The sequence below is a fragment of the Luteibacter anthropi genome (genome assembly GCF_011759365.1).
GTDB classification, from domain to species: Bacteria; Pseudomonadota; Gammaproteobacteria; order Xanthomonadales; family Rhodanobacteraceae; genus Luteibacter; species Luteibacter anthropi.
The window spans coordinates 1-22096 of sequence record NZ_JAARLZ010000014.1; the positions used below are offsets into that span (position 1 = coordinate 1).

The 22096-nt window shown below is 65.5% G+C and carries 18 protein-coding genes and 1 pseudogene; 9 read left to right on the top strand and 10 right to left on the bottom strand.

Translation table 11 applies throughout. From position 1 onward, the window contains the following. Window positions 1–205 precede the first annotated feature (205 nt). Window positions 206–655: a DUF192 domain-containing protein gene (locus HBF25_RS19770; protein WP_243853330.1), complete on the top strand. Its 450-nt coding sequence runs from the start codon at window positions 206–208 to the stop codon at window positions 653–655. A 256-nt stretch (window positions 656–911) separates the two neighbouring features. Here HBF25_RS19770 and HBF25_RS19775 read toward each other — a convergent pair whose 3' ends face one another. Next, on the bottom strand, window positions 912–1103 hold the full coding sequence (locus HBF25_RS19775; RefSeq protein WP_166951793.1) for a rubredoxin: 192 nt from the start codon (window positions 1101–1103) through the stop codon (window positions 912–914). Between the two features lie 99 nt (window positions 1104–1202). Here HBF25_RS19775 and thiE point away from each other — a divergent pair, with 99 nt between their 5' ends. Together thiE and hemL are read left to right on the top strand one after the other, a co-directional pair. Continuing rightward, window positions 1203–1841 carry a thiamine phosphate synthase gene (gene thiE / locus HBF25_RS19780; RefSeq protein ID WP_166951796.1) on the top strand — a complete coding sequence of 213 codons (639 nt, stop codon included), beginning with the start codon at window positions 1203–1205 and terminating at the stop codon, window positions 1839–1841. Beyond that, complete coding sequence (hemL, locus tag HBF25_RS19785) at window positions 1838–3115, top strand: glutamate-1-semialdehyde 2,1-aminomutase (protein WP_166951799.1); 1278 nt, start codon at window positions 1838–1840, stop codon at window positions 3113–3115. The genes thiE and hemL overlap by 4 nt, the downstream gene beginning before the upstream one ends. A gap of 188 nt (window positions 3116–3303) precedes the next feature. On the opposite strand, the gene HBF25_RS19790 is transcribed toward hemL, so the two are convergent. The 5 genes and pseudogenes from HBF25_RS19790 to HBF25_RS19810 all read right to left on the bottom strand — a co-directional run bounded on the left by HBF25_RS19790 (window position 3304) and on the right by HBF25_RS19810 (window position 8756). Continuing rightward, window positions 3304–4554 carry an acetylornithine/succinylornithine family transaminase gene (locus HBF25_RS19790; RefSeq protein WP_166951802.1) on the bottom strand — a complete coding sequence of 417 codons (1251 nt, stop codon included), beginning with the start codon at window positions 4552–4554 and terminating at the stop codon, window positions 3304–3306. Window positions 4555–4980: 426 nt separating this feature from the next. Beyond that, window positions 4981–5919 (bottom strand): annotated as a pseudogene (locus tag HBF25_RS19795) (sigma-54 interaction domain-containing protein); the annotation flags it as partial. A 210-nt stretch (window positions 5920–6129) separates the two neighbouring features. After that, window positions 6130–6732, bottom strand: coding sequence for an LON peptidase substrate-binding domain-containing protein (locus HBF25_RS19800; protein ID WP_166951808.1), 603 nt, complete (start codon window positions 6730–6732; stop codon window positions 6130–6132). A gap of 10 nt (window positions 6733–6742) precedes the next feature. Next, on the bottom strand, window positions 6743–8101 hold the full coding sequence (mpl, locus tag HBF25_RS19805) for a UDP-N-acetylmuramate:L-alanyl-gamma-D-glutamyl-meso-diaminopimelate ligase (protein WP_166951811.1): 1359 nt from the start codon (window positions 8099–8101) through the stop codon (window positions 6743–6745). 73 nt (window positions 8102–8174) lie between these two features. Then, on the bottom strand, window positions 8175–8756 hold the full coding sequence (locus HBF25_RS19810) for an adenylate kinase (RefSeq protein ID WP_166951814.1): 582 nt from the start codon (window positions 8754–8756) through the stop codon (window positions 8175–8177). 180 nt (window positions 8757–8936) lie between these two features. Here HBF25_RS19810 and HBF25_RS19815 point away from each other — a divergent pair, with 180 nt between their 5' ends. Further along, window positions 8937–10196, top strand: coding sequence for a 6-phosphofructokinase (locus HBF25_RS19815; protein ID WP_166951817.1), 1260 nt, complete (start codon window positions 8937–8939; stop codon window positions 10194–10196). A 154-nt stretch (window positions 10197–10350) separates the two neighbouring features. Here HBF25_RS19815 and HBF25_RS19820 read toward each other — a convergent pair whose 3' ends face one another. Beyond that, window positions 10351–11757 (bottom strand): UdgX family uracil-DNA binding protein, encoded by a 1407-nt coding sequence (locus HBF25_RS19820; protein WP_166951855.1) that lies wholly within the window; start codon window positions 11755–11757, stop codon window positions 10351–10353. Continuing rightward, the gene (locus HBF25_RS19825) at window positions 11757–12971 is read right to left on the bottom strand and encodes a putative DNA modification/repair radical SAM protein (protein WP_166951858.1); all 1215 of its coding nucleotides are present in this window, start codon (window positions 12969–12971) and stop codon (window positions 11757–11759) included. The genes HBF25_RS19820 and HBF25_RS19825 overlap by 1 nt, the downstream gene beginning before the upstream one ends. 159 nt (window positions 12972–13130) lie before the next feature. Between HBF25_RS19825 and HBF25_RS19830 the strand changes: the two genes are divergently transcribed. The 5 genes from HBF25_RS19830 to ppa all read left to right on the top strand — a co-directional run bounded on the left by HBF25_RS19830 (window position 13131) and on the right by ppa (window position 20196). Next, window positions 13131–14417 carry an amidohydrolase family protein gene (locus tag HBF25_RS19830; RefSeq protein WP_166951861.1) on the top strand — a complete coding sequence of 429 codons (1287 nt, stop codon included), beginning with the start codon at window positions 13131–13133 and terminating at the stop codon, window positions 14415–14417. Window positions 14418–14545: 128 nt separating this feature from the next. Continuing rightward, window positions 14546–15010, top strand: coding sequence for an RcnB family protein (locus tag HBF25_RS19835; protein ID WP_166951864.1), 465 nt, complete (start codon window positions 14546–14548; stop codon window positions 15008–15010). 99 nt (window positions 15011–15109) lie between these two features. Then, window positions 15110–17158, top strand: a complete 2049-nt coding sequence (locus HBF25_RS19840; protein WP_166951867.1) for a sodium-translocating pyrophosphatase — start codon at window positions 15110–15112, stop codon at window positions 17156–17158. A gap of 288 nt (window positions 17159–17446) precedes the next feature. Further along, window positions 17447–19528 carry a prolyl oligopeptidase family serine peptidase gene (locus HBF25_RS19845; RefSeq protein WP_425483513.1) on the top strand — a complete coding sequence of 694 codons (2082 nt, stop codon included), beginning with the start codon at window positions 17447–17449 and terminating at the stop codon, window positions 19526–19528. Between the two features lie 134 nt (window positions 19529–19662). Continuing rightward, window positions 19663–20196 (top strand): inorganic diphosphatase, encoded by a 534-nt coding sequence (ppa, locus tag HBF25_RS19850; RefSeq protein WP_166951872.1) that lies wholly within the window; start codon window positions 19663–19665, stop codon window positions 20194–20196. Between the two features lie 166 nt (window positions 20197–20362). Here the strand turns inward: ppa and HBF25_RS19855 are convergent, their stop codons facing one another. Continuing rightward, on the bottom strand, window positions 20363–21391 hold the full coding sequence (locus HBF25_RS19855) for a DUF2333 family protein (protein WP_425483512.1): 1029 nt from the start codon (window positions 21389–21391) through the stop codon (window positions 20363–20365). A gap of 37 nt (window positions 21392–21428) precedes the next feature. Beyond that, window positions 21429–22001, bottom strand: coding sequence for a ferritin-like domain-containing protein (locus HBF25_RS19860; protein ID WP_166951877.1), 573 nt, complete (start codon window positions 21999–22001; stop codon window positions 21429–21431). Between the last annotated feature and the right edge of the window lie 95 nt (window positions 22002–22096).

The window sequence follows — 22096 nt, forward strand, 5'->3', positions numbered from 1 at the left end:
GCTGACTTCTTTCTAGTGGGACACTTGCATTTGGTTGACATCGTCAATCCATCGCAAGGCGTCCACACAATTCACCTGCGCATACTGTCAAAGATCAATCACTTAGCGAGAACATTTCGTTCTGTGAAGGGGGTGCAGACACATTTTTGAAAAAAAGTTGGGGAGTACACTCCGCACTTCTCTTCCACACTAATAAGGTATGGCGATGATCAAACGGTTCCTTCCCGCCGCGATGTTTCTTCTGTCGGTGGGCGCCGCCCACGCGGCGACCGAGCCAGCGGTGGTCCTGCACGGCAAGCGATTCTCCGCCGAATTCGCCACGACCGATGATTCCCGCGCCATGGGCTTCATGAATCGCACGTCGATTCCCGCCGATCACAGCATGCTGTTCGTCTTCGCCGACGACGAGCCGCGCTCCTTCTGGATGAAGAACACCCTGGTGCCGCTGGACATCCTCTACTTCGACAAGGATCTCAAGCTCGTGGCGATGCAGCTGAACGCCCAGCCGTGCAAGGCCGACCCATGCGCCATCTATCCCAGCGGCGACCGTAGCGCCCGCTACGTCCTGGAACTGAACGGCGGCGTGGCCGGCAAGCTGGGGCTGAAGCTTGGCGATGCGCTCAAGGTCGACGGCGACTGGGGCAAGGTGCAGTAATCGTCCGCCAGGGCGTGCTCGCAGGGCACGCCCACGTGATACGGGACGAGGGCGGCCGGGTCGATCCGGGCAAGCTCGTCCCACTGGTCGTCGAAAGGAATGAATTGCTGCATGGCTGCTTCCTCCACGGTACGGCTCGCATTGCGCGGCCCTGGGGATCATGGAAGCAGGTTTTTCTGCCTTGCGGCTGGCGGAATGGGGCAAAACGATGTCCGCCCCATCCCCTGATGCTATCGGTGACGTGCCTGAAGGCGCGTCAGTCCATTTCGACCATTTCGAAGTCGTCCTTGGTCACACCGCAGTCCGGGCAGGTCCAGGTATCCGGGATATCCTCCCAGCGTGTCCCCGGGGCGATGTCTTCCTCCGGGAGACCCAGTGCTTCGTCATAGATGAAGCCGCAAACGACGCACATCCATTTGCGAAGGGTGGTTTCGGTGCTCTGGCTCATGGCTTTGCGTACTGTGGTCTGACAAGGAAGTCCCACATTCTGTCACCCCCCGGCGCGGCGGCGCCAGCGCGACGCCCGCCCGAATACAAGAGAATCGCCATGTCCACCCTCCTCCGATCCCGCCTGCACGGCAAGGGCGTGTACGCCATCACCGATGGTCCCCGCCCGGACCTCTTCGCCGCCATGGAGGCCGCCCTCGCTGGTGGCGCCCGCCTTCTCCAGTATCGGGACAAGAGCGGAAACGCCGAAAGACGACGTGCCGAGGCCGACGAGCTGTCGCGGATCTGTGCGCGCTATGAGGTGCCTTTCATCGTCAATGACGACGTCGAGCTGGCGAAGCTCACCGGTGGCGGAGTCCACCTGGGCCGGGAAGACATGTCGATCGCGCAGGCTCGCGAGATCCTGGGCCCCGATGCCATCATCGGTGTGTCCTGCTACGGCTCGCTGGAGCGGGCTCGCGAACTGGCCGGCAAGGGGGCCGACTACCTCGCCTTCGGTGCCATGTATCCCTCGCCCACCAAGCCGCATGCCCCTGTGGCGCCGCATGACGTATTGACGCAGGTCAAGGCGCTGGGCCTTCCCGTCGTGGCGATCGGCGGCCTCACCCCGGACAATGCGAAGGTCGTGATCGACGCCGGCGCGGACTACCTCGCCGTCGTCTCCGCCATCTTCGCCGCTGCGGACATCCAGTCTGCCACGCGTCGTTTCGCCGACCTCTTCACCGGAACCACCCGATGACCACGAACCACGAACTCTTCGCCCGCGCCCGCCAGCTGCTGCCTGGCGGCGTGAATTCGCCCGTGCGCGCCTTCAAGTCGGTCGGCGGCGAGCCGTTCTTTACCGAGCGCGCCGATGGCGCTTATCTGTGGGACGTGGAGGGCAAGCGGTACATCGACTACGTGGGCTCGTGGGGTCCGATGATCGTCGGCCACAACCATCCTGCCGTGCGCGAAGCCGTGGAGCGTGCCGTGCGCAACGGCCTGTCGTTCGGCACGCCCTGCCCCGCCGAAGTGACGATGGCCGAGACCATCGTAAAGCTGGTGCCCTCGGTGGAGATGGTGCGCATGGTCAATTCGGGCACGGAGGCCACGATGTCGGCCATCCGCCTCGCCCGCGGCGCCACGGGCCGCACGAAGATCGTGAAATTCGAAGGCTGCTACCACGGCCATGGCGACAGCTTCCTGGTAAAGGCCGGGTCCGGTGCGCTCACTTTCGGCGTGCCGACGTCGCCTGGCGTGCCCAAGGCTTCCGCCGACCTCACGCTCACCCTGCCTTATAACGATATCGACGCCGCCCGCCTGCTCTTTGCCCAGGAAGGCAAGGACATCGCCGGCCTCATCATCGAGCCGGTCGCCGGCAACATGAACTGCATCCCGCCGAAGCCGGGCTATCTCCAGGCATTGCGCGAGCTGTGCAGCGAGCATGGCGTGCTGCTGATCTTCGACGAGGTGATGACCGGCTTCCGCGTGGCCCTGGGTGGCGCGCAGGCCCACTACGGCATTACCCCCGACCTCACCTGCTTCGGCAAGATCATCGGTGGCGGCATGCCGGTGGGTGCCTATGGCGGTCGTCGCGACCTCATGGAGCAGGTGGCGCCGGCGGGCCCGATCTACCAGGCGGGTACGCTGTCGGGTAATCCGGTGGCCATGGCTGCGGGTCTTGCCATGCTGGAGCTGATTCAGGCGCCGGGGTTCCACGCCGATCTGGCCGAGCGGACCGTACGGCTTACCGACGGTATGGCCGCTGCTGCGAAGAAGCATGGCGTGGCCTTCAGCGTGAATCGTGTGGGTGCGATGTTCGGGTTGTTCTTTACCAGTGAAACGGTGGAGAGCTATGCGCAGGCCACGGCAGCCGACGTCGAGGCGTTCAACCGGTTCTTCCATGGGATGCTGGAGCGCGGGATGTATCTCGCGCCGTCGGCGTTCGAGGCGGGGTTTGTGTCCAGTGCGCATTCGGATGCGGTGCTGGAGGAGACCATCGCCGCGGCGGACACGGTGTTCGCCGCCCTGTAGGAGCGTGCTTGCGCGCGACCGGGGGTGTCGCAACCATCGGTCGTGCGCAAAGCACGCTCTGACAGGATCGATATCGCGAAAAACCGGTCGCGCGCGAGGCGCGCTCCTACAGGTGTGGGGTGTCGCTGAAACCGGTCGCGCGCGGGGCGCGCTCCTACAGGAAAGCCCGGCCATGGCCGGGCTTTTTATTACGCTACTTTTGCCTGTTTCGCCGCGAATTCGGCGAGCGTGGCGTGCAGGCGGTGCAGCCCTTCGGCCACTTCTTCGTCGGTGATGGTCAGTGGCGGCACGATGCGCAGCACGTCGGGGCCGGCCTGGAGGATGAGCAGGCCGTGGGCGGCGGCGATGTCGAGGATTTCGCCAGCACGGCCTTGATGAGCCGCATCGAGCACCGCGCCCAGCATGAGGCCGCGACCACGCACTTCCGAGAACAGGTGGAATTCGTGGTTGAGCTTGTCCAGGCCCTTGCGGATGTCGTTGGCCTGGCGCTCCACGTTGAGCAGCACTTCCGGCGAGGCGATCTTCCGCAGCGCCACGCGGGCCACGGCCGCCGCCATCGGGTTGCCGCCGAAGGTGGTGCCATGCGCGCCGAACTGCATCACGTCGGCCACCTTCGGGCCCACCAGCATGGCGCCGATGGGGAAGCCGGCACCCAGCGCCTTGGCCAGGGTGACGATGTCGGGGGTGACGTGGTCGTGCGTGTGGGCGAACAGCGTGCCCGTACGGCCCATGCCGCACTGGATCTCGTCCAGCACCATGAGGGCATCGTGGGCGTCGCACAGTTCGCGCACCTTCTTCAGGAAGCCCGGATCGGCCGGCATCACGCCGCCCTCGCCCTGCACCGGCTCCAGCATCACGGCGGCGACGCCACCCTGGGCGAAGGCTTCTTCCAGTGCCGCCACGTCGTTGAACGGTGCGTAGCGGAAGCCCCCTGGAAGCGGCTCATAGCCTTCCTGGTATTTCGGCTGGGCCGTCGCGGTCACCGATGCCAGCGTGCGGCCGTGGAACGAGCCCTTGAAGGTGACGATCACGCGGTTCTCGGGCGCACGGCCCTGGCCGGCAGCCCACTTGCGGACGAGCTTGATGGCGGCTTCGTTGGCCTCCGTACCGGAGTTGCACAGGAAGACACGCTCGGCGAACGGCGCGTGCTCCACCAGCTCTTCGGCCAGGCGCAGCGGCGGTTCGGAATAGAAGACGTTGCTGGCGTGCCAGAGCTTGTGTGCCTGGGTGACCAGTGCCTCGACGAGGTCAGGGTCCTGGTGACCCAGCGCGTTGACCGCGATACCGGCACCAAAATCGACATAGTCGCGGCCCTCGCTATCCCACACACGGGCGCCCTTGCCGTGATCGAGGATGACGTCGCGGGGACGGTAGACGGAAAGCCAGTAACGCTTGCCCAGGCCGATGAGCTCGGAGGGTTCGACAGGATGCGACGACATTGCAACAACTCCGGGACCCGGCCGCAGCGCCGGGACCCAAGCAGGGACGGATGGAATCGCACGGTACGCTCTGCGGTCCGACATCGATCCTTCCCTCGCGAGTGGCAGTCGGACCGGGTCCGTGGGGGCGCTCGCGTGGAATCCACATCGTATAAGGGGTGGGCGGCCGGAACAACGGCCTGTGTAGCGCTCGTGCAACGCGCTGATTCTCACCCGCTACAGCCCTGGCATGCCTGCGCTGGGAAATGGCCTGAAAAGTCCTTGCGAATCAGCCTTCGCCCCGGATGGCACGGCGTTTGCTCCTTCCGTCACCGTGGCCCTGTGAAGCCCGCGGAGTTCGACGTCCGACGACCCTGCCAAGTCCGGCGGCGAATGGGACTCCCGGTTCCGCTGTGAACCGGGAGTTTTTTCACCGGCCCCGTTCCCTCAGCGCAGTTCGTCGAGCACGAGCTGGTGTTTCTTGCAAAGCCGGTAGACGGTGACCCGGGAAACCCGGAGCCGGCGGGCGCATTCGCTGATGTTGAAGGCACTGGCCCGCAGGCAGTCCACGATGGCCTCGCGTTCGGCCAGTGTGCGTGCACCGCCCAGGCTGTCGCGATCGGTGCCGGGCGCATCGGCGTTGAGTTCGAGGTCGTCGGGCGTGATCAGCGCATCGTCGGCGATCACGGCGGCACGCTGCACCCGGTTCATGAGTTCGCGCACGTTGCCCGGCCAGCCGAAGGTGCTCATCGCGCGGCGGGCGGCCGCGCTGAAGGTACGTGCCCGCGTACCGTAGCTTTCGCGGAAGGTATCCAGAAAATGCTGTGCCAGCAGGTCTACGTCGCTGCCGCGCTCCCGTAGCGGCGGCATGCGCAGCCGCAGGACGTTGAGGCGGTAGAAAAGATCCTCGCGGAAGCGCCCCTGCGCCACCGCTTTTTCGAGGTCTACGTGGGTGGCGGCCAGCACGCGCACGTCCACGCGGATCGACCGGCAGCTGCCGATGCGCTCGATGGTGCCTTCCTGCAGCACGCGCAGCAGGTTGGTCTGGGCATCCAGCGGCAGGTCACCGATCTCGTCGAGAAAGACCGTACCCCCGTCGGCGGATTCGAAATGCCCGATGCGTCGCGAGGTCGCCCCGGTGAACGAGCCGCGCTCATGACCGAACAGTTCGGACTGCACCAGGTTGGCGGGCAATGCCCCGCAGTTGATCGCCGCGAAGGGCCGGTCCTGGCGTGGCGACAGTTGATGGAGGGTGCGCGCCGCCACCTCCTTGCCCGTGCCCGTCTCCCCCGTGATCAGCAACGGAAGCTCCACGGGAGCGAACTTGCGCAGGTTGTGCAGAAGCGTCCCGATAGCCTGGCTCTCGCCCCATATGGCGCGATGGCCCGACGATTCCTCGTGCGACATGACTGTTCCTCACCCCGTGCCCGTGGCCTGCTGCCGGCCCTTGCGGGTGCTCCCTGTCCCGCCGCCGACACCCCTGCAAGGCCGGCAAGCCCCACGCGCCATGCGCCTCGAAAGGCCACGGCGACGGGGATCGACGTTATAACGGCCTGCCGAAAGCGGCCATACGCCAAACGAGCTAGCCCACGTGGCTCAGCCGCGCTGGAAGCGGGGGAGGATGTCGCGCAGTTCCGCCAGGCGCTGGATGGGGTCGTCCAGTTCGAGCATGTGCTGGCACTCGTCGGCGTCCAGCGGCAGCAGTTCGCACAGGCGGAAGCCGACCCAGCTGGCATCGTCCGCACGGCCGGCCACGTCGTGTCGCCACGGCGGCATCATCTGCTCGGCCAGGCGTTCGAGGATGGTGGCCAGCAGGCCGAATTCGGCCGGCACCGGCAGGGTGTCCTCCGGCTGCCAGAGGGTGACATCCCCGCGCACCTGGCCATCACCGCGCACCCGCGTGCGCGACACACGAAAGCGCTGACCACCCTGCGCAACGATGCCCAGCAGGCCGTCCTCGCGCGTGTGGAAATCGGTGATGCTCGCAAGCGTGCCCACGGCAGCCGGAACCGCGGGCTGCCCTGCTTCGCGGCCTTCGAGAATCATGCACACGCCGAACTCGCGGCCGGTGCGGGCGCATTCGCGCACAAGGTCGAGATAGCGCGGTTCGAAGATGCGCAACTGGAGATGACCGTCCGGAAAGAGGACGTTCGCCAGCGGGAACAGCGGCAGGTCGTGTGTGGGCGTGGTCGCGGCCATGCCCGGAAGTCTAACCTGCGTTGAGCGCGGCAAAGAAGCGCCGGGGCGCCCCTTCGAAGCCGCCGTTGGACATGAACACCACGTGGTCGCCCTCGCCTGCCGTTGCGGCCAGTGCGGCGATCAGCGCATCGACATCGGGCACCGTACTGCCGCGGCCGTCCAGCGCGCCGGTCACCTTGCCCGCATCCCACGACAGTTCGGGACGATGCAGGAACACCACGCGATCTGCATCCGCAAGCGATGGCGCCAGCGCATCGGCATGCGCGCCCAGGCGCATGGAATTCGAGCGAGGTTCCAGCGCCACGATGATGCGTGCGTTGCCGACTTTCGCGCGAAGCCCGGCGAGCGTGGTGGCGATGGCCGTGGGATGGTGCGCGAAGTCGTCATACACCGTGACGCCCTTTGCCGTACCGATCACTTCCATGCGACGACGCACGCTGCTGAAGCTGGCGAATGCCGGCAGCAGGGCGACTGGGTCTACGCCCGTCGCAGCCGCGGCAGCCAGCGCCGCCAGCGCGTTCATGACGTTATGCCGGCCCAGCGAGGCCCAGCGGATCTCACCCAGTACGTCGCCCTGCTTCGACACGCGGAAATGCGAGCCATCGGCGGCGAGCGGTTCCGCCTGCCAGTCGCCACGACCGATGCCAAAGGTTTCCACCGGCGTCCACGCACCCATGGCGAGCACGTCGGCCAGATAGGTGTCTTCGGCGTTGACGATCAGCCGGCCATTGCCCGGCACGGTGCGTACCAGGTGATGGAACTGGCGCTGGATGGCGGCCACGTCGGGGAAGATGTCCGCGTGGTCGTATTCCAGGTTGTTGAGGATGGCGATGCGCGGCCGGTAATGGACGAACTTCGAGCGCTTGTCGAAGAAGGCCGAGTCATATTCATCGGCCTCGATCACAAAGGACTTGCCCTCGCCGCGGCGCGCCGAGACGTCGAAATTGCCCGGCACGCCGCCGATGAGGAAACCCGGCGACTGGCCGGCCGACTCCAGCAGATGCGCCAGCAGGCTGGTGGTGGTGGTCTTGCCATGCGTGCCTGCCACGGCCAGCACCTCGCGACCGCCAAGCAGCGTCTCACCCAGCCACTGCGGGCCGGAGATGTACTTCATGCCTTCGTCGAGCATGTATTCCACCGCCGGATTGCCGCGGACCATCGCATTGCCCACCACCACGAGATCGGGTGCGGGCTGCAGGTGTTCCGGGCGATAACCCTGCATGAGCGAGATGCCCAGCTGTTCGAGCTGGGTGCTCATCGGCGGGTAGACGTTGGCGTCGGAGCCGTCCACCTGGAGGCCCAGTTCGCGTGCGAGCGCGGCGACGCCGCCCATGAAGGTGCCGCAGATGCCGAGGATATGGACGCGCATGCCGTGTTTCATCGCAAGGCGCGACGGCGAGGGCCGTCGCGAAAGGCCCGCCATGAAGGCGGGCCGGTAAGGATCAGGCGCTCACGGCCTTGGCCTCGTGGAGGGCCGCCTGGATGCGGGCGGTGACGTCCGCGAGGTCGCCCACGCCGTCGATGACCTTGAGCTTGCCGCGCTTGGCATAGAACTCGGCCACGGGGGCGGTCTGGTCGGCGTAGATGCCCAGGCGCTTCTTGACCGTTTCCGGGTTGTCGTCCGGGCGGCCTTCCTTCTCGAAGCGCACCACGCAGCGAGCGATGATGGCTTCGTTGGGCACGTCGAGCTTGATCACCACGTCGAGCGGCTGGCCGATTTCCTTCAGCACCACGTCGAGGGCATCGGCCTGCGCCAGGTTGCGCGGGTAGCCGTCGAGGATGAAGCCGGGCTTGGCATCCGGCTGGCTAAGGCGATGGCGGATGATGCCGAGCATGATGTCGTCCGGGAGCAGCTGGCCGGCGTCCATGAGGGACTTGGCTTTCTTGCCGAGCTCGGATTCCGCCTTGATCTCGGCGCGCAGGAGATCGCCGGTGGAAATGTGCGGAATGCCCAGGGCCTCCTTGAGGAAGACCGCCTGGGTACCCTTGCCCGAGCCGGGGGCGCCGAAGAGGACGAGTCGCATTGATGCTCCGATTTCGCCGCACGTCCGGGATAACCCCGCCGCCGGCCACGAGAAAATGGGTTCCAAGGTAACGGGTGGTGACGCGCCGCGTCAAACGGCTGTTACACAGACGTGGCAGGACGCCGCACGTGCCCCGCTCGCGGTACCCTCGGGGCTTACGACCCGAAAAGGATGCGACGCATGGCCTCCGGCAAACTCCTCTACGCCCAGTCGGGCGGTGTCTCCGCCGTCATCAACGCCACCGCGGCGGGCGTCATCGAAACGGCCCGGGACAAGGGCATCGTGGTGTACGCCGCCCGCAACGGCATCCTCGGCGCGCTGCGCGAGGAGCTGATCGACACCAGCAAGGAAGCCAAGGCCAACATCGCGGCCCTGCGGCATACGCCCGGCGGCGCATTCGGCTCCTGTCGCTACAAGCTGAAGTCGCTGGAAGAGAATCGTGCCGAATACGAACGTCTCATCGAGGTGTTCCGCGCGCACGACATCCGCACCTTTCTATACAACGGCGGCAACGACTCGGCCGACACGGCCAACAAGGTCTCGAAGATCGGCCAGGCGCTGGGCTACGAGGTGAACTGCATCGGCGTGCCGAAGACCATCGACAACGACCTGGTGGTCACCGACACCTGCCCCGGCTTCGGCTCGGTCGCCAAGTACACGGCCATTGCCGTGCGCGAGGCCAGCCTCGACGTGGCCTCCATGGCCGATACCTCCACCAAGGTGTTCATCATCGAGGTCATGGGCCGCCACGCCGGCTGGATCGCGGCAGCCGCCGGGCTTGCAGGCAACAAGCCCGGCGATGCGCCGCACGTGATCCTCTTCCCCGAGAACGTGTTCGACCCCGAGGCGTTCCTGGCGAAGGTGCAGGCCACCGTCGAGAAGGTGGGCTACTGCACCGTGGTGGTGTCCGAGGGGGTGAAGGACAACGAGGGACGATTCCTCGCCGAGTCGGGTGCCCGCGATGCCTTCGGGCATGCGCAGCTGGGTGGCGCCGCACCGGTGCTGGCGGCGCTGGTGCGCGAGAAGCTGGGCTACAAGTATCACTGGGCGCTGCCGGACTACCTGCAACGCTCCGCGCGTCATATCGCGTCCAAGGTGGACGTGGAGCAGGCCTACGCGGTGGGCAAGAAGGCCGTGGAGTACGCCGCCGAAGGCCTCAACGCCGTGATGCCGGTGATCGTGCGTGTATCCGACGAGCCTTATAAGTGGAAGATCGAAGCCGCACCGCTGGACAAGATCGCCAACCATGAGAAGAAGATGCCGAAGAGCTTCATCTCGAAGGACGGCTTCGGCATCACCAGCGCGGCCCGGCGCTACCTCGCGCCACTGATCCAGGGCGAAGTGCCGCCACCGTATGGCGCCGATGGCCTGCCGGAATACGTGGTGCTGAAAAACGCATCCGTGCCCAAAAAACTCAAGAAATTCAAACCCGCCCCGTAGGAGCGCGCCTCGCGCGCGACCGACCCAACCACAACACAAGACACACCCTCAGCCCTGTAGGAGCGCGCCTCGCGCGCGACCGGGTATGCGACATGCTGCCCGGTCTGCCGATGATCGGCTGTGTCGCAGACCCGGTCGCGCGCGAGGCGCGCTCCTACACGAGTTCTGGGGTGATCAGGCTTAGATCGCGGACAAGGTCGGCGTAGGCGCGTTCGCGTGCGGCTGGGTCGGGCAGGCGCAGCAGGTAGGAGGGGTGCATCGTTGCCATGGCCTTGCGGCCATCGGGCAGCCCGATCCACTGGCCGCGCTGCTCCATCAGCTTGAACGATGCTCCGAACACCGCGTGTGCAGCCATGGCGCCCAGGCACACCAGCGCCCCGGGCCGGATACGGTCGATCTCCGCCGCCAGCCAGCGCCGGCAGGCGGCCTGTTCTTCCGCGTTGGCCCGCTTGTGCAGGCGCATCTTTCCGCGCGGTTCGAACTTGAAATGCTTCACCGTGTTGGTGACATAGAGCTTGTCGCGCGGTACACCCGCCTCCCCCAGCGCCCGGTCGAACAGCTGCCCCGCCGGCCCCACGAAAGGCTTGCCGGCCAGATCCTCCTGGTCGCCTGGCTGCTCGCCGATCACCACGACGCGCGCATGCGCCGGGCCCTCGCCAAACACCGTCTGCGTGGCGGGTTTCCACAGATCGCAGGCACGACAATCCTGCGCCTGACGGCGCAATGCCGCGAGGCTGCCTTCGGGCGCGTCGTCCGCCGCCTTCTGCAAGGGGGTGATTTTCTTCCGGGGCACCGTGGCCTGTTTCTCCACCATCGCCTGCATCCTGGGCAACGCATCGCGCACCAGTTCGGGAATAAGCCGCGCCTCCGGCAGGTTCTTCCAGTATTTCACCGGCATCTCGCGACGCATCGCATCCACCTTCAGCCGGGCCGGATTGAAAATGCTCGCGTAATAGGTGCGCCACAGATCTTCCAGCGCATCATCCGTCGGGGCATCCTCGCGACTCGCACCCGGCCCGAAGGAAAGCGTCGCGCCGTCCCAGTGGGCGGTGCGTGACGGCGTGAGCAAGGACCAGCGCATGCCCGTGAACCGGCGCACGAAGAACGGCGCCACGCAACGCACGATGTCATGCGCCGGCTCGAACCAGGCCACGTAGACGCTGCCATCCTCCGTCGTCACCTCACGGAAGCGAACGAAGGCCTTCATCTTGTGCGCATCGCGGTTGACCTGCCTGGCGCAGGTGTGCGCCCAGATCACATCGTCATCGGTGGCGATGCTCAACAAGCCTTTCTCGCCATGGGTCAGCCGCCACAGCATGCGGTAGAGCACTGCGTGCCGGCGCTCGTCGCTATGCGTGAGCACGACGGCCGCCAGGTCGAGGAAGGTACGCGGTACCGCAGGCAGGGCAATATCGCGTGGCGAAGGCAAGGCAACGCCTCCGAACAATCCCTCCCCTTGCCAGGCCACGTCACGAGGATCTACCCCGGCAAGCAGCAGGGCCCGTGCCTTGGTCCGCCACTCGTCGAAGTCGGACGCATCGTCAAGAACGACGCCGTACATCAGCCAAACAGGTCGGGCTGCGCGGGTTCGCGCAGGTCGCGACGCAGAACCTGGCTTTCGTGGTCGCCACGAGGGCGGTGATCCAGCGTCTGCACGAAGGGCGCCACCTTTTTTACAGGCACGCGCAGCCGGATCAGGTCGTCGTAGCGAATGCGCTTGTGCATGCGCATGGCGATGAGCTTGTCCACCGTTTTCACACCCAGCCCGGGCACGCGCAGCAGCATGTCGCGAGGGGACCGGTTGACGTCCACCGGGAACTGCTCGCGATGACGCAATGCCCAGGCCAGCTTCGGGTCGATATCCAGCGGCAGCATGCCGTCGTTCCCCGCCGGGGCAATCTCGTCGGCGCCGAAGCCGTAGAAACGCATCAGCCAGTCGGCCTGGTAGAGCCTGTGCTCGCGCACCAGCGGCGGCGGTTTCAGGGGGAGGATCTTCGATGCATCGGGGATGGGGCTGAAGGCCGAGTAGTAAACACGGCGCAACTGGTAGTTGTTGTAGAGGTTGCTGCTGGTCACCAGCACCTCGCGATCATTGGCGCTGTCGGCGCCCACGATCATCTGCGTGCTCTGCCCGGCCGGCGCAAACCGTGGCGCCTTCGCTTCGGCCTTCGCCTCGTCGATGGCAAGCCGCAGGCGGCCCATGGAGCGTCGGATGTCGCGCAGATCCTTTTCCGGCGCCAGCGATTTCAGGCCACCTTCGGTCGGCATCTCCACGTTGATGCTGAGACGGTCGGCCCAGCGGCCAGCTGCATCGATCAGCTCGGGCGAGGCGTCCGGAATGGTCTTCAGGTGGATGTAGCCACCGAAGCGATGCTCGGTACGCAACGAGCGCGCCACATGCACCAGCTGCTCCATCGTGTAGTCCGGCGAGCGGATGATGCCCGAGGACAGGAACAGGCCTTCTATGTAGTTACGCCGGTAGAACTCCAGCGTGAGATTGACCACTTCTTCCGGCGTGAAACGGGCACGGCGCACGTTGCTGCTGCGCCGGTTCACGCAGTAGGCGCAGTCGTAGACGCAGAAATTGGTGAGCAGGATCTTCAGCAGGGAGATGCAGCGCCCGTCCGGTGCGTACGCGTGGCAGATGCCCATGCCTTCGGTCGAGCCGGTCCCTCCCGTACCGAGCGAGTTACGGCCCTTGCCGCCGCTGGACGAGCACGAGGCATCGTATTTCGCGGCGTCGGCCAGGATGGCGAGCTTGTCGGAGAGGTTCATGGGTGAATATATGGTGCCGTATCCGCGCCGCCACGGCGTGAACATGCAGGAGCGCGCCTCGCGCGCCACCGGATTGGCGCGGATATTCGGGATTTCCGCGAAACCCTGTCGCGCGCAAGGCGCGCTCCTACAATGGGGGATCGTTAGCCGGAGCTTCCCATGGACCTGATCATCCGCCACGCCACCTTGCCCGACGGGCGCCGCGACATTGATATCGGCATTCGCGACGGGCGCTTCGCCGCCATCGGGCCCGCGCTGGAAGCGAACGGCGTGGAGGAAATCGACGCGAAGGGCCGGCTGGTCACGCCTCCCTTCGTCGACGCCCATTTCCACATGGACGCCACGCTGTCGCTGGGCCTGCCCCGCCTCAACGCCTCGGGCACGCTGCTCGAAGGCATCGCCCTGTGGGGCGAACTGAAGCCACACCTCACCATCGACGCTCTCATCGAGCGCGCCATGGCCTACTGCGACATGGCCGTGGCCCAGGGCCTGCTGGCCATCCGCAGCCATGTGGATATCTGCGACGACCGCCTGCTCGCCGTCGAGGCCCTGCTTGAAGTAAAGCGCCGCGTCGCGCCCTACCTGCACCTGGAACTGGTGGCCTTTCCACAGGACGGCCTGCTGCGCTCGGCGAATGCCAAGGCCAACCTCGTACGTGCGCTGGACATGGGCGTGGATGTCGTGGGCGGTATTCCGCACTTCGAACGCACCATGGCCGACGGCGCCGAATCCATCCGCTGGCTGTGTGAACTGGCCGCCGAACGCGGCCTGCGCGTGGACATGCACTGCGATGAATCCGACGACCCACTGTCGCGCCATATCGAAACCCTGGCCGCGGAAACCCGCCGCATCGGCTTGCAGGGGCGGGTGACCGGCTCGCACCTGACGTCCATGCATTCGATGGACAACTACTACGTCTCCAAACTGCTGCCGTTGATCGCCGAGGCCGGCGTGCATGCCATCGCCAATCCGCTCATCAACATCACCTTGCAGGGCCGCCACGACAGCTACCCGAAACGCCGCGGCATGACCCGCGTGCCCGAACTGCTGGCGGCGGGCGTAAACGTTGCCTTCGGCCACGACTGCGCGATGGACCCCTGGTACGGCATGGGTTCCGGCGACATGCTGGAGGTAGCCCACATGGGCCTGCACGTCGCGCAGATGACCTCCACGCAGGGCGTCGCGCAGTGTTTCGATGCCGTCACCCGCAATCCGGCCCGTGTGCTGGGCCTGGAAGGGTATGGCATCGCCGAAGGCCAGCGGGCCGACCTGGTGCTGTTGCAGGCCGGCGATGCCTATGAGGCCATCCGCCTGCGCGCCGCCCGCCTGCTGGTCGTCCGTGGGGGCCAGGTGCTGGCACGCGCCCCGGAACGGCAGACGGCGCTGCGCCTGCCCGGCCGCCCGGAGCGGATTTCCCTTGAGTTCCGGCCCGGCTCCATCGCCTGAATTCGCTGTCGCGCAGGTGAACGACCCGTGATGCCGTAAGACCTTGCGTTCAGGCGCAGGTTCCTAGCATCCGGGTCGTCGGTCGGCCGCAAGGAGTGCGGCAGGTGACCGCCCCAAGGAGACCTGCGATGAAAACCTTCCTGCTCAGCGCCCTCGCCGGACTGGCCCTGCTTGCGGCCCCGGCCGCGTTCGCCGATCCGGATCACCACGATCATGATCGCGGCCGCTACGACCATCGCCACGATGGCGGTCGTGGGCACAATGATCGCGGCTGGCACGGGGATCGTGGCTGGCGGGGCGATCGCGACCGTGGCTGGCATGGTCATCGTCCGCTGCCGCCGCCCCCGCCGCGCTATTACGGGCATGGTCACTACTACCAGCCGGCGTACTACAACCGCCCGCCTCCGCCGCCACGCTATTACGGCCACTGGGAACGCGGTCATCGCTACTACGGCTCGCACACGGTGATCCGCGATTACGGCTATTACCGCCTGCGTCCGCCGCCGCGTGGCTACCACTGGGTGCGCGATAACAACGACTTCCTGCTCGTGGCCATCGCCACCGGCATCATCCTGGACATGGCCACGCGCTGATCGCCCATGTAACGGTGCAGCGCACAACAGCTTCGCAAGCCTCCGGTGCCTATACTCGGACCGGGCCCTTCCGGGCTCCTACAATTCGGGGAGGCTTCGATGCTGCAACAGTACGGTTTATGGATCGCGCTGGCATGTGCGGTCGTTGCGATTCTGTACGGTGCATTTTCGGTCAGTTGGGTACTGGCCCGATCGCCCGGCAACGAACGGATGCAGGAGATCGCCGCGGCGATCCAGGAAGGCGCCCGCGCCTACCTCAACCGCCAGTACGCCACCATCGGTGTCGTCGGCATCGTGCTTTTCCTTCTCATCGGCATCTTCCTCGACTGGGGAATCGCCATCGGCTTCGCGCTGGGGGCGCTGCTCTCGGGAGCGGCCGGCTACATCGGCATGAACGTTTCGGTTCGTGCCAACGTGCGTACTGCCGAGGCCGCCAGAAGCGGCCTTTCTTCTGCCCTGGCGGTGGCCTTCCGTGGCGGTGCCGTCACCGGCATGCTCGTGGTGGGCCTGGGCCTGCTGGGCGTGGCCGGTTACTACGGCGTGCTGATGCACCTGGGCTACGAACGCAGTCATGCCCTGCATGCGCTGATCGGCCTGGCCTTCGGGTCGTCGCTGATCTCGATCTTTGCCCGCCTCGGCGGCGGCATCTTCACCAAGGGTGCGGACGTGGGCGCCGATCTCGTGGGCAAGGTGGAGGCCGGCATTCCCGAGGACGATCCGCGCAATCCGGCGGTGATCGCGGACAACGTGGGTGACAACGTCGGTGACTGCGCCGGCATGGCCGCCGACCTGTTCGAAACCTACGCCGTCACCCTTATCGCCACCATGCTGCTCGGCGGCGTGATGGCCACCGAGACCGGGCCTTCCGGGGTGCTTTATCCGCTGGTGCTGGGTGGCGCATCCATCGTGGCCTCGGTGATCGGCACCTTCTTCGTGAAGACCCGCGGCGGCAAGATCATGAATGCGCTGTATGCCGGCGTGTTCGTATCCGCCCTGCTGGCGGCCATCGCTTTCTGGCCGATCACGCAGTCGCTGATGGCCGATTCCGCCTACGGTGCCGGGCGCATCTTCGGCTGCGCGATCATCGGACTGGTGCTCACCGGAGCGATGGTGGTCATCACCGAGTACTACACGGCCACGGAATACCGGCCCGTGCGCCATGTGGCGCAGTCGTCCACTACCGGGCATGCGACGAACATCATCGCGGGGCTGGGCGTGTCGATGAAGTCCACTGCATTGCCGGTGCTGGCGGTCTGTGCAGCCATCTGGGGGGCATATGCGCTGGCTGGTCTCTACGGCATCGCCATCGCCGCCACGGCCATGCTGAGCATGACGGGCATGGTGGTGGCGCTGGATGCCTATGGCCCCATCACCGACAACGCGGGCGGCATCGCCGAGATGGCCGAGCTTCCGGCCGAGGTGCGTGGTGTCACCGACCCGCTGGATGCCGTGGGCAACACGACCAAGGCGGTGACCAAGGGTTATGCGATCGGCTCGGCCGGTCTTGCCGCACTGGTGCTGTTTGCCGACTACACGCATAACCTCGGCCTGCATTTCGGCGGAGCGGAGGTGCGTTTCGATCTCTCCAACCATTACGTGATCATCGGTTTGTTGATCGGCGGACTCATTCCCTACCTGTTCGCCGCGATGGCGATGGAGGCGGTGGGTCGTGCCGCCGGCGCGGTGGTGGAGGAAGTGCGCAGGCAGTTCCGCGAGATCGCCGGGATCATGGAGGGCACCACGCGGCCGGATTATTCCCGCGCCGTGGACATGCTCACCCGTTCGGCCATTCGCGAGATGCTGGTGCCGTCGCTACTGCCGGTGCTGGTGCCAGTGGTGGTGATCTTCGGGTTCAAGTGGCTGGGTGGGCCTGAGGCCGGTGCGCAGGCGCTGGGCGGCGTGTTGATCGGCACCATCGTCACCGGATTGTTCGTGGCCATTTCCATGACTACCGGTGGCGGGGCGTGGGACAACGCCAAGAAGTACATCGAGGACGGGCACTTCGGTGGCAAGGGTTCCGATGCCCACAAGGCGGCCGTCACGGGCGATACGGTAGGTGATCCGTACAAGGACACCGCCGGGCCGGCGGTGAATCCGTTGATCAAGATCATCAATATCGTGGCGTTGTTGTTGATTCCGTTGTTGTGAGTTGGGCGCCCGCCTGGGCATCTTCGTGATTCCGGTCGCGCGCGAGGCGCGCTCCTACAAGAGCCATTGCAGTCCACCGGCTCTTGTAGGAGCGCGCCTGCGCGCGACCCAGAAGCCCCACAACGCCCCGAGCGCGCCGGCGCAAATGCCCCGGATAGGGCAAAAGTCATGGGGTACCCCCGGCTCCCCCTGCGTTAAGGTCAAGGATCACGTCTTTTACCGACCAGGAATCCTCGACCCATGCAACGACGCTGGATTGCGCTGGCCATCGCCCTTACCTTCAGTGGCATGACCCAGGCACACGACACTCCGAAGACCGCCCCTGCCGCCGCCCAGGCCGCTGCCGGCGACGACGAAAACCTCTGGCTCGACGACATCGACGGTGCCAAGCCGCTCGAATGGGTCAAGTCGGAAAACGCCCGCACCGTGGCGAAGTACGCCGAAGGCCAGGATTTCAAATCCCTCGACGCCCGCCTGCTCGAAGTGCTCGACTCCGACGCCAAGATCCCCATGGTCTCGCGCATCGGTGACAGCTACTACAACTTCTGGCGCGACAAGGAACACCCCAAGGGCATCTGGCGCCGTACCTCGCTGGCCGAGTACCGCAAGGACAAGCCCAACTGGGAAACGGTGATCGATCTCGATGCGCTGAACGCCGCCGAGAAGGAAAACTGGGTGTGGCATGGTGCCCAGTGCCTTAAGCCCGACTACCGTCGCTGCCTGCTGTCGCTCTCGCGCGGCGGTGCCGATGCCGACGTGGTCCGCGAGTTCGACCTCACCACCAAGTCCTTCATCAAGGATGGCTTCACCCTGCCCGAGGCCAAGAGCCAGATCGCCTGGATCGACCAGGACCACATCTACGTGGCCACCGATTTCGGCCCGGGCTCCATGACCGATTCCAGCTACCCGCGCATCGTGAAGGAATGGAAGCGCGGCACGCCGCTGTCGTCCGCCACCACGGTGTACGAAGGCCAGAAGACCGACATGTCCATCTCGGCCTTCCGCGACCGCACCCCAGGCTTCGAGCGCGACTTCGTGCATCGCGCGCTGGCGTTCTACAACTCCGAAACCTACCTGCGCGGCAAGGACGGCAAGCTCACCAAGATCGACGTGCCCAACGACGCCGAGACCGACGTCGAGCGCGAATGGCTACTGATCGAACCACGCACCGACTGGACCGTGGGCGGCAAGACCTACCCCTCCGGCTCGCTGCTGGCGACGAAGTTCGACGATTTCATGGCCGGCAAGCGAGAGATCACCGTGCTGTTCGCGCCGGATGCGCATAGCTCGCTGGCCAGCTATTCGTGGACGCGCAACCACCTCATCGTCAACACGATGCGTGACGTGGTGAGCCAGCTCCAGGTGCTCACGCCCGCCGCCAGCGGCCCGTGGAAGAGCGAAACGCTCGGGGGCGCCCCGGCCCTCAGCACCGTGCAGGCCTCGGGCGTGGATGCCGACGACAGCGACGATTACTTCATGATCGTCACGGGCTTCCTCCAGCCCACCACGCTGTACTTCGGCACCGTCGGCAAGAATGGCGGCGCGCAGGAACTCAAGCACAGCCCGGCCTTCTTCGATGCGTCGAAGTTCAACGTGAGCCAGCACTTCGCCACCTCGAAGGACGGCACCAAGGTGCCCTACTTCGAAATCGCGCCGAAGTCGCTGAAGACCGACGGTAACAACCCCACCCTGGTCTACGGCTACGGCGGTTTCGAAATCTCGTTGCAGCCCGCCTACTCGGCCGGCGTCGGCCGTGCCTGGCTGGAAAAGGGCGGTGTCTACGTCATCGCCAATATCCGTGGCGGCGGCGAATACGGTCCGCGCTGGCACCAGGCCGCCCAGAAGGCCAACCGTCCGCGTGCCTATGAAGACTTCGCGGCCGTGTCGCAGGACCTGATCGACCGCAAGATCACCAGCCCGAAGCACATGGGCATGATGGGCGGCAGCAACGGCGGCCTGCTGGCGGGCAACATGCTCACCAAGTACCCGCAGCTGTACGGTGCCGTGGTCAGCCAGGTGGCCCTGCTCGACATGAAGCGCTACCCGCACATGTCCGCCGGTGCCTCGTGGATGGCCGAGTACGGCAACCCGGACAACCCGGAGGAATGGAAATACATCCAGACCTTCTCGCCGTACCACAACCTGCACAAGGGCACCCACTACCCGGCCGTGCTGTTCACCACCTCCACCCGCGACGACCGCGTGGGCCCGGTGCACGCCCGCAAGATGGCGGCCCGGATGCAGGCCATGGGCTTCGATGCCAGCTTCTACGAGAACATCGAAGGTGGCCATGGGGCGGCGGCGGACAACAAGCAGTCGGCGTTCATGAACGCGCTGTCGTATACCTATCTTTGGGAACACCTGAAATGAGGTGAGGGTGGGCCTTGCGTGCGGCCGGTGCCGGTCGCGCGCGAGGCGCGCTCCTACGGGGGGCATTTGGACCCTGGGGGGTGCAGGGCTTATTCTATGGGGCGGATCTAACCCCTGAATAAGCAAGGAATACCATGGGCCTGCACCTCGTTCCCGCCGGCAAGCATGTGCCGGACGACATCAACGTCATCATCGAAATTCCGAAGGACGCCGAGCCCGTCAAGTACGAAGTGGACAAGGAAAGCGGCGCGATCTTCGTCGACCGCATCCTCTCCACCCCGATGCGCTACCCCTGCAACTACGGCTATGTGCCGGGCACCCTGGGTGGCGACGGCGATCCGCTTGACGCCCTGGTGATCCTGCCCCTGCCGCTGGTCCCGGGCTCGGTCATCCGCTGCCATCCGGTCGGCATGCTCAAGATGACCGACGAAGCGGGTGCTGACGAAAAGCTGGTGGTCGTGCCCCACGGCAAGATCTTCGGCGGCTACGCCCACATCAACGATATCGCCCAGGTGTCCGGCCACTGGCTGGAGCGCATCGGCCACTTCTTCGAGCACTACAAGGATCTCGAGAAGGGCAAGTGGGTCAAGGTGGATGGCTGGGTCGGCGCCGACGAGGCCAAGGCCGAGATCACCGCCGGCATCGCGCGTTACCAGGCTTCGAAGTAAGACGACCAGGGGCACGCTTTGTGTGCGGCCGGGTCCGGTCGCATTCGAAGCCCCTGTAGGAGCGCGCCTTGCGCGCGACCACAGGTTTATCGCGAAAACCGGTCGCGCGCAGGCGCGCTCCTACAGAGAGACGAAAAAGCCCGCGTCAGCGGGCTTTTTTTGTGGCTCAGCCCCGACCCAGCAGGGCCCGCAGGTCGATGATCGCGGCGTTGGCTCGCGAGATGTAGTTGGCCATCACCAGCGAATGGTTGGCGAAGAAGCCGAATGGCGAGCCGTTGAGAACCACCGGGCTACCCAGCGCCTTCTGCGATTCCTCCAGCTCGCGGATCACCTGCTGGAGGCTGGCATCGGCGTTCTTGGACTTCAGGATGGGCCCGAAGTCGTGGCGGAAGGCTTTCAACTGTTCCAGAAGGGCCCAGGTGTAACCCCGGGCTTCGTAGAAGTTGTCGTCGATCTTGTTCCAGGGCGTCTTCTCGTAGACGGCCTTGGCCGGCGCCGCATTGGCGCCCACGTCGGCGTTGGGCGCCGCGTCGACCTTGAGCTGGCCCACGCTGGCCGACAGTCGCTGGGACAGCGAGCCCAGGCGGGTCGAGACCGTCTGTAGGTAGTCGGCCAGGTTGTCGGCGCGGGCGTAGAAGTGGGCGTTGCCATCCTCCGAGTCACTCAGGCGGCCCAGGTAGTCTTCCAGGTCGTTCGTGGCCTTGCGGTACTGGGATTCCGTGCTGGGAAACAGCCAGCGATCGTTGGGGCTGTTGAGCAGGGGGTCGGCCTCGCCGAGCGCCTTGTCCTCCGTGGACTGGGTCTGCGAACGGCTGAAGTCGTTGCGCAGGGCCCGTACGAGGTCGCGCGAGGCGGTGAGCGAGCCGAATTCCCAGTTGGGGATGTTGTCCATGAACGCCCCGGGCGGCAGCCGGTCGTTGCTCAGGTAGCCGCCGCGCTTGTCCATCAGGGTGTCGACGGAGCGGATCAACGTGTAGGTGGTGACGGCACCCGTGCTCACGGGACGGCCGAGGTCCTTCATGTGTGCGGCGGTCACGGCGACCGGATCGAACTGCTCCGGTTCCTTGTCCCACCACCACATGAAGAACAGCACCAGCAGGATGAGAAGCGCGATCGGCAGTGCGATCACGAGGCTCAAGGATCGGCGCCTGCGTTTCGGGGCAGGCGCGGGGGCGGCGGTCGCGTTCATGGTCATCCTTCGTCAGAGCGAACGTTCGCCCCTAGCTTACCCCTCAATGCTTCGAGGGTGCCGCCGGCTCACCCTTCTTGCCGAGATTCTCCAGCAAGGTCGCCATGTCTTCGGCGTGCTCTTCTTCCTGCGCGAGGATGTCTTCCATGATGCGGCGCGTGGTCGGATCATCGTCGCCGATGTAGTTCACGATGTCGCGGTAGCTGTCGATGGCGATGCGCTCGGCAACGAGGTCTTCCTTGATCATGTCGATCAGGTCCACGCCTTCGACGTAATCGGCATGACTGCGTGAAAGCAGGCCTTCCGGGTTGAAATTCGGGGTGCCGTCGAGCTGGGTGATGCGCTCCGCGATGCGGTCGGCATGCACCTGTTCTTCGTTGGCATGTTCGAGGAATTCGGCCTTGACGCTCTGCGAGTGGATGCCCGGCGCCATGTAGTAGTGATACTTGTAACGGAGCACGCAGACGATCTCGGTGGCCAGCGCTTCATTGAGCAGTTTGATCACCGTTTCGCGATCCGCGCGATACCCCGAGGTAATCGCCCCCTTGTCGATGTGCTCGCGGGCGCGCTTACGAATGTTCTCGATATCGCTGACGAATGGCTTGGCTTTGGACATGGCCTTAGGTCTCCTTGGAAGGTGACGTGGGAAATGTCCCTGACGTTAGGGTGACCGCTGGGAAGAACGGGTGAAGAATCGCCGAATGCGAATCG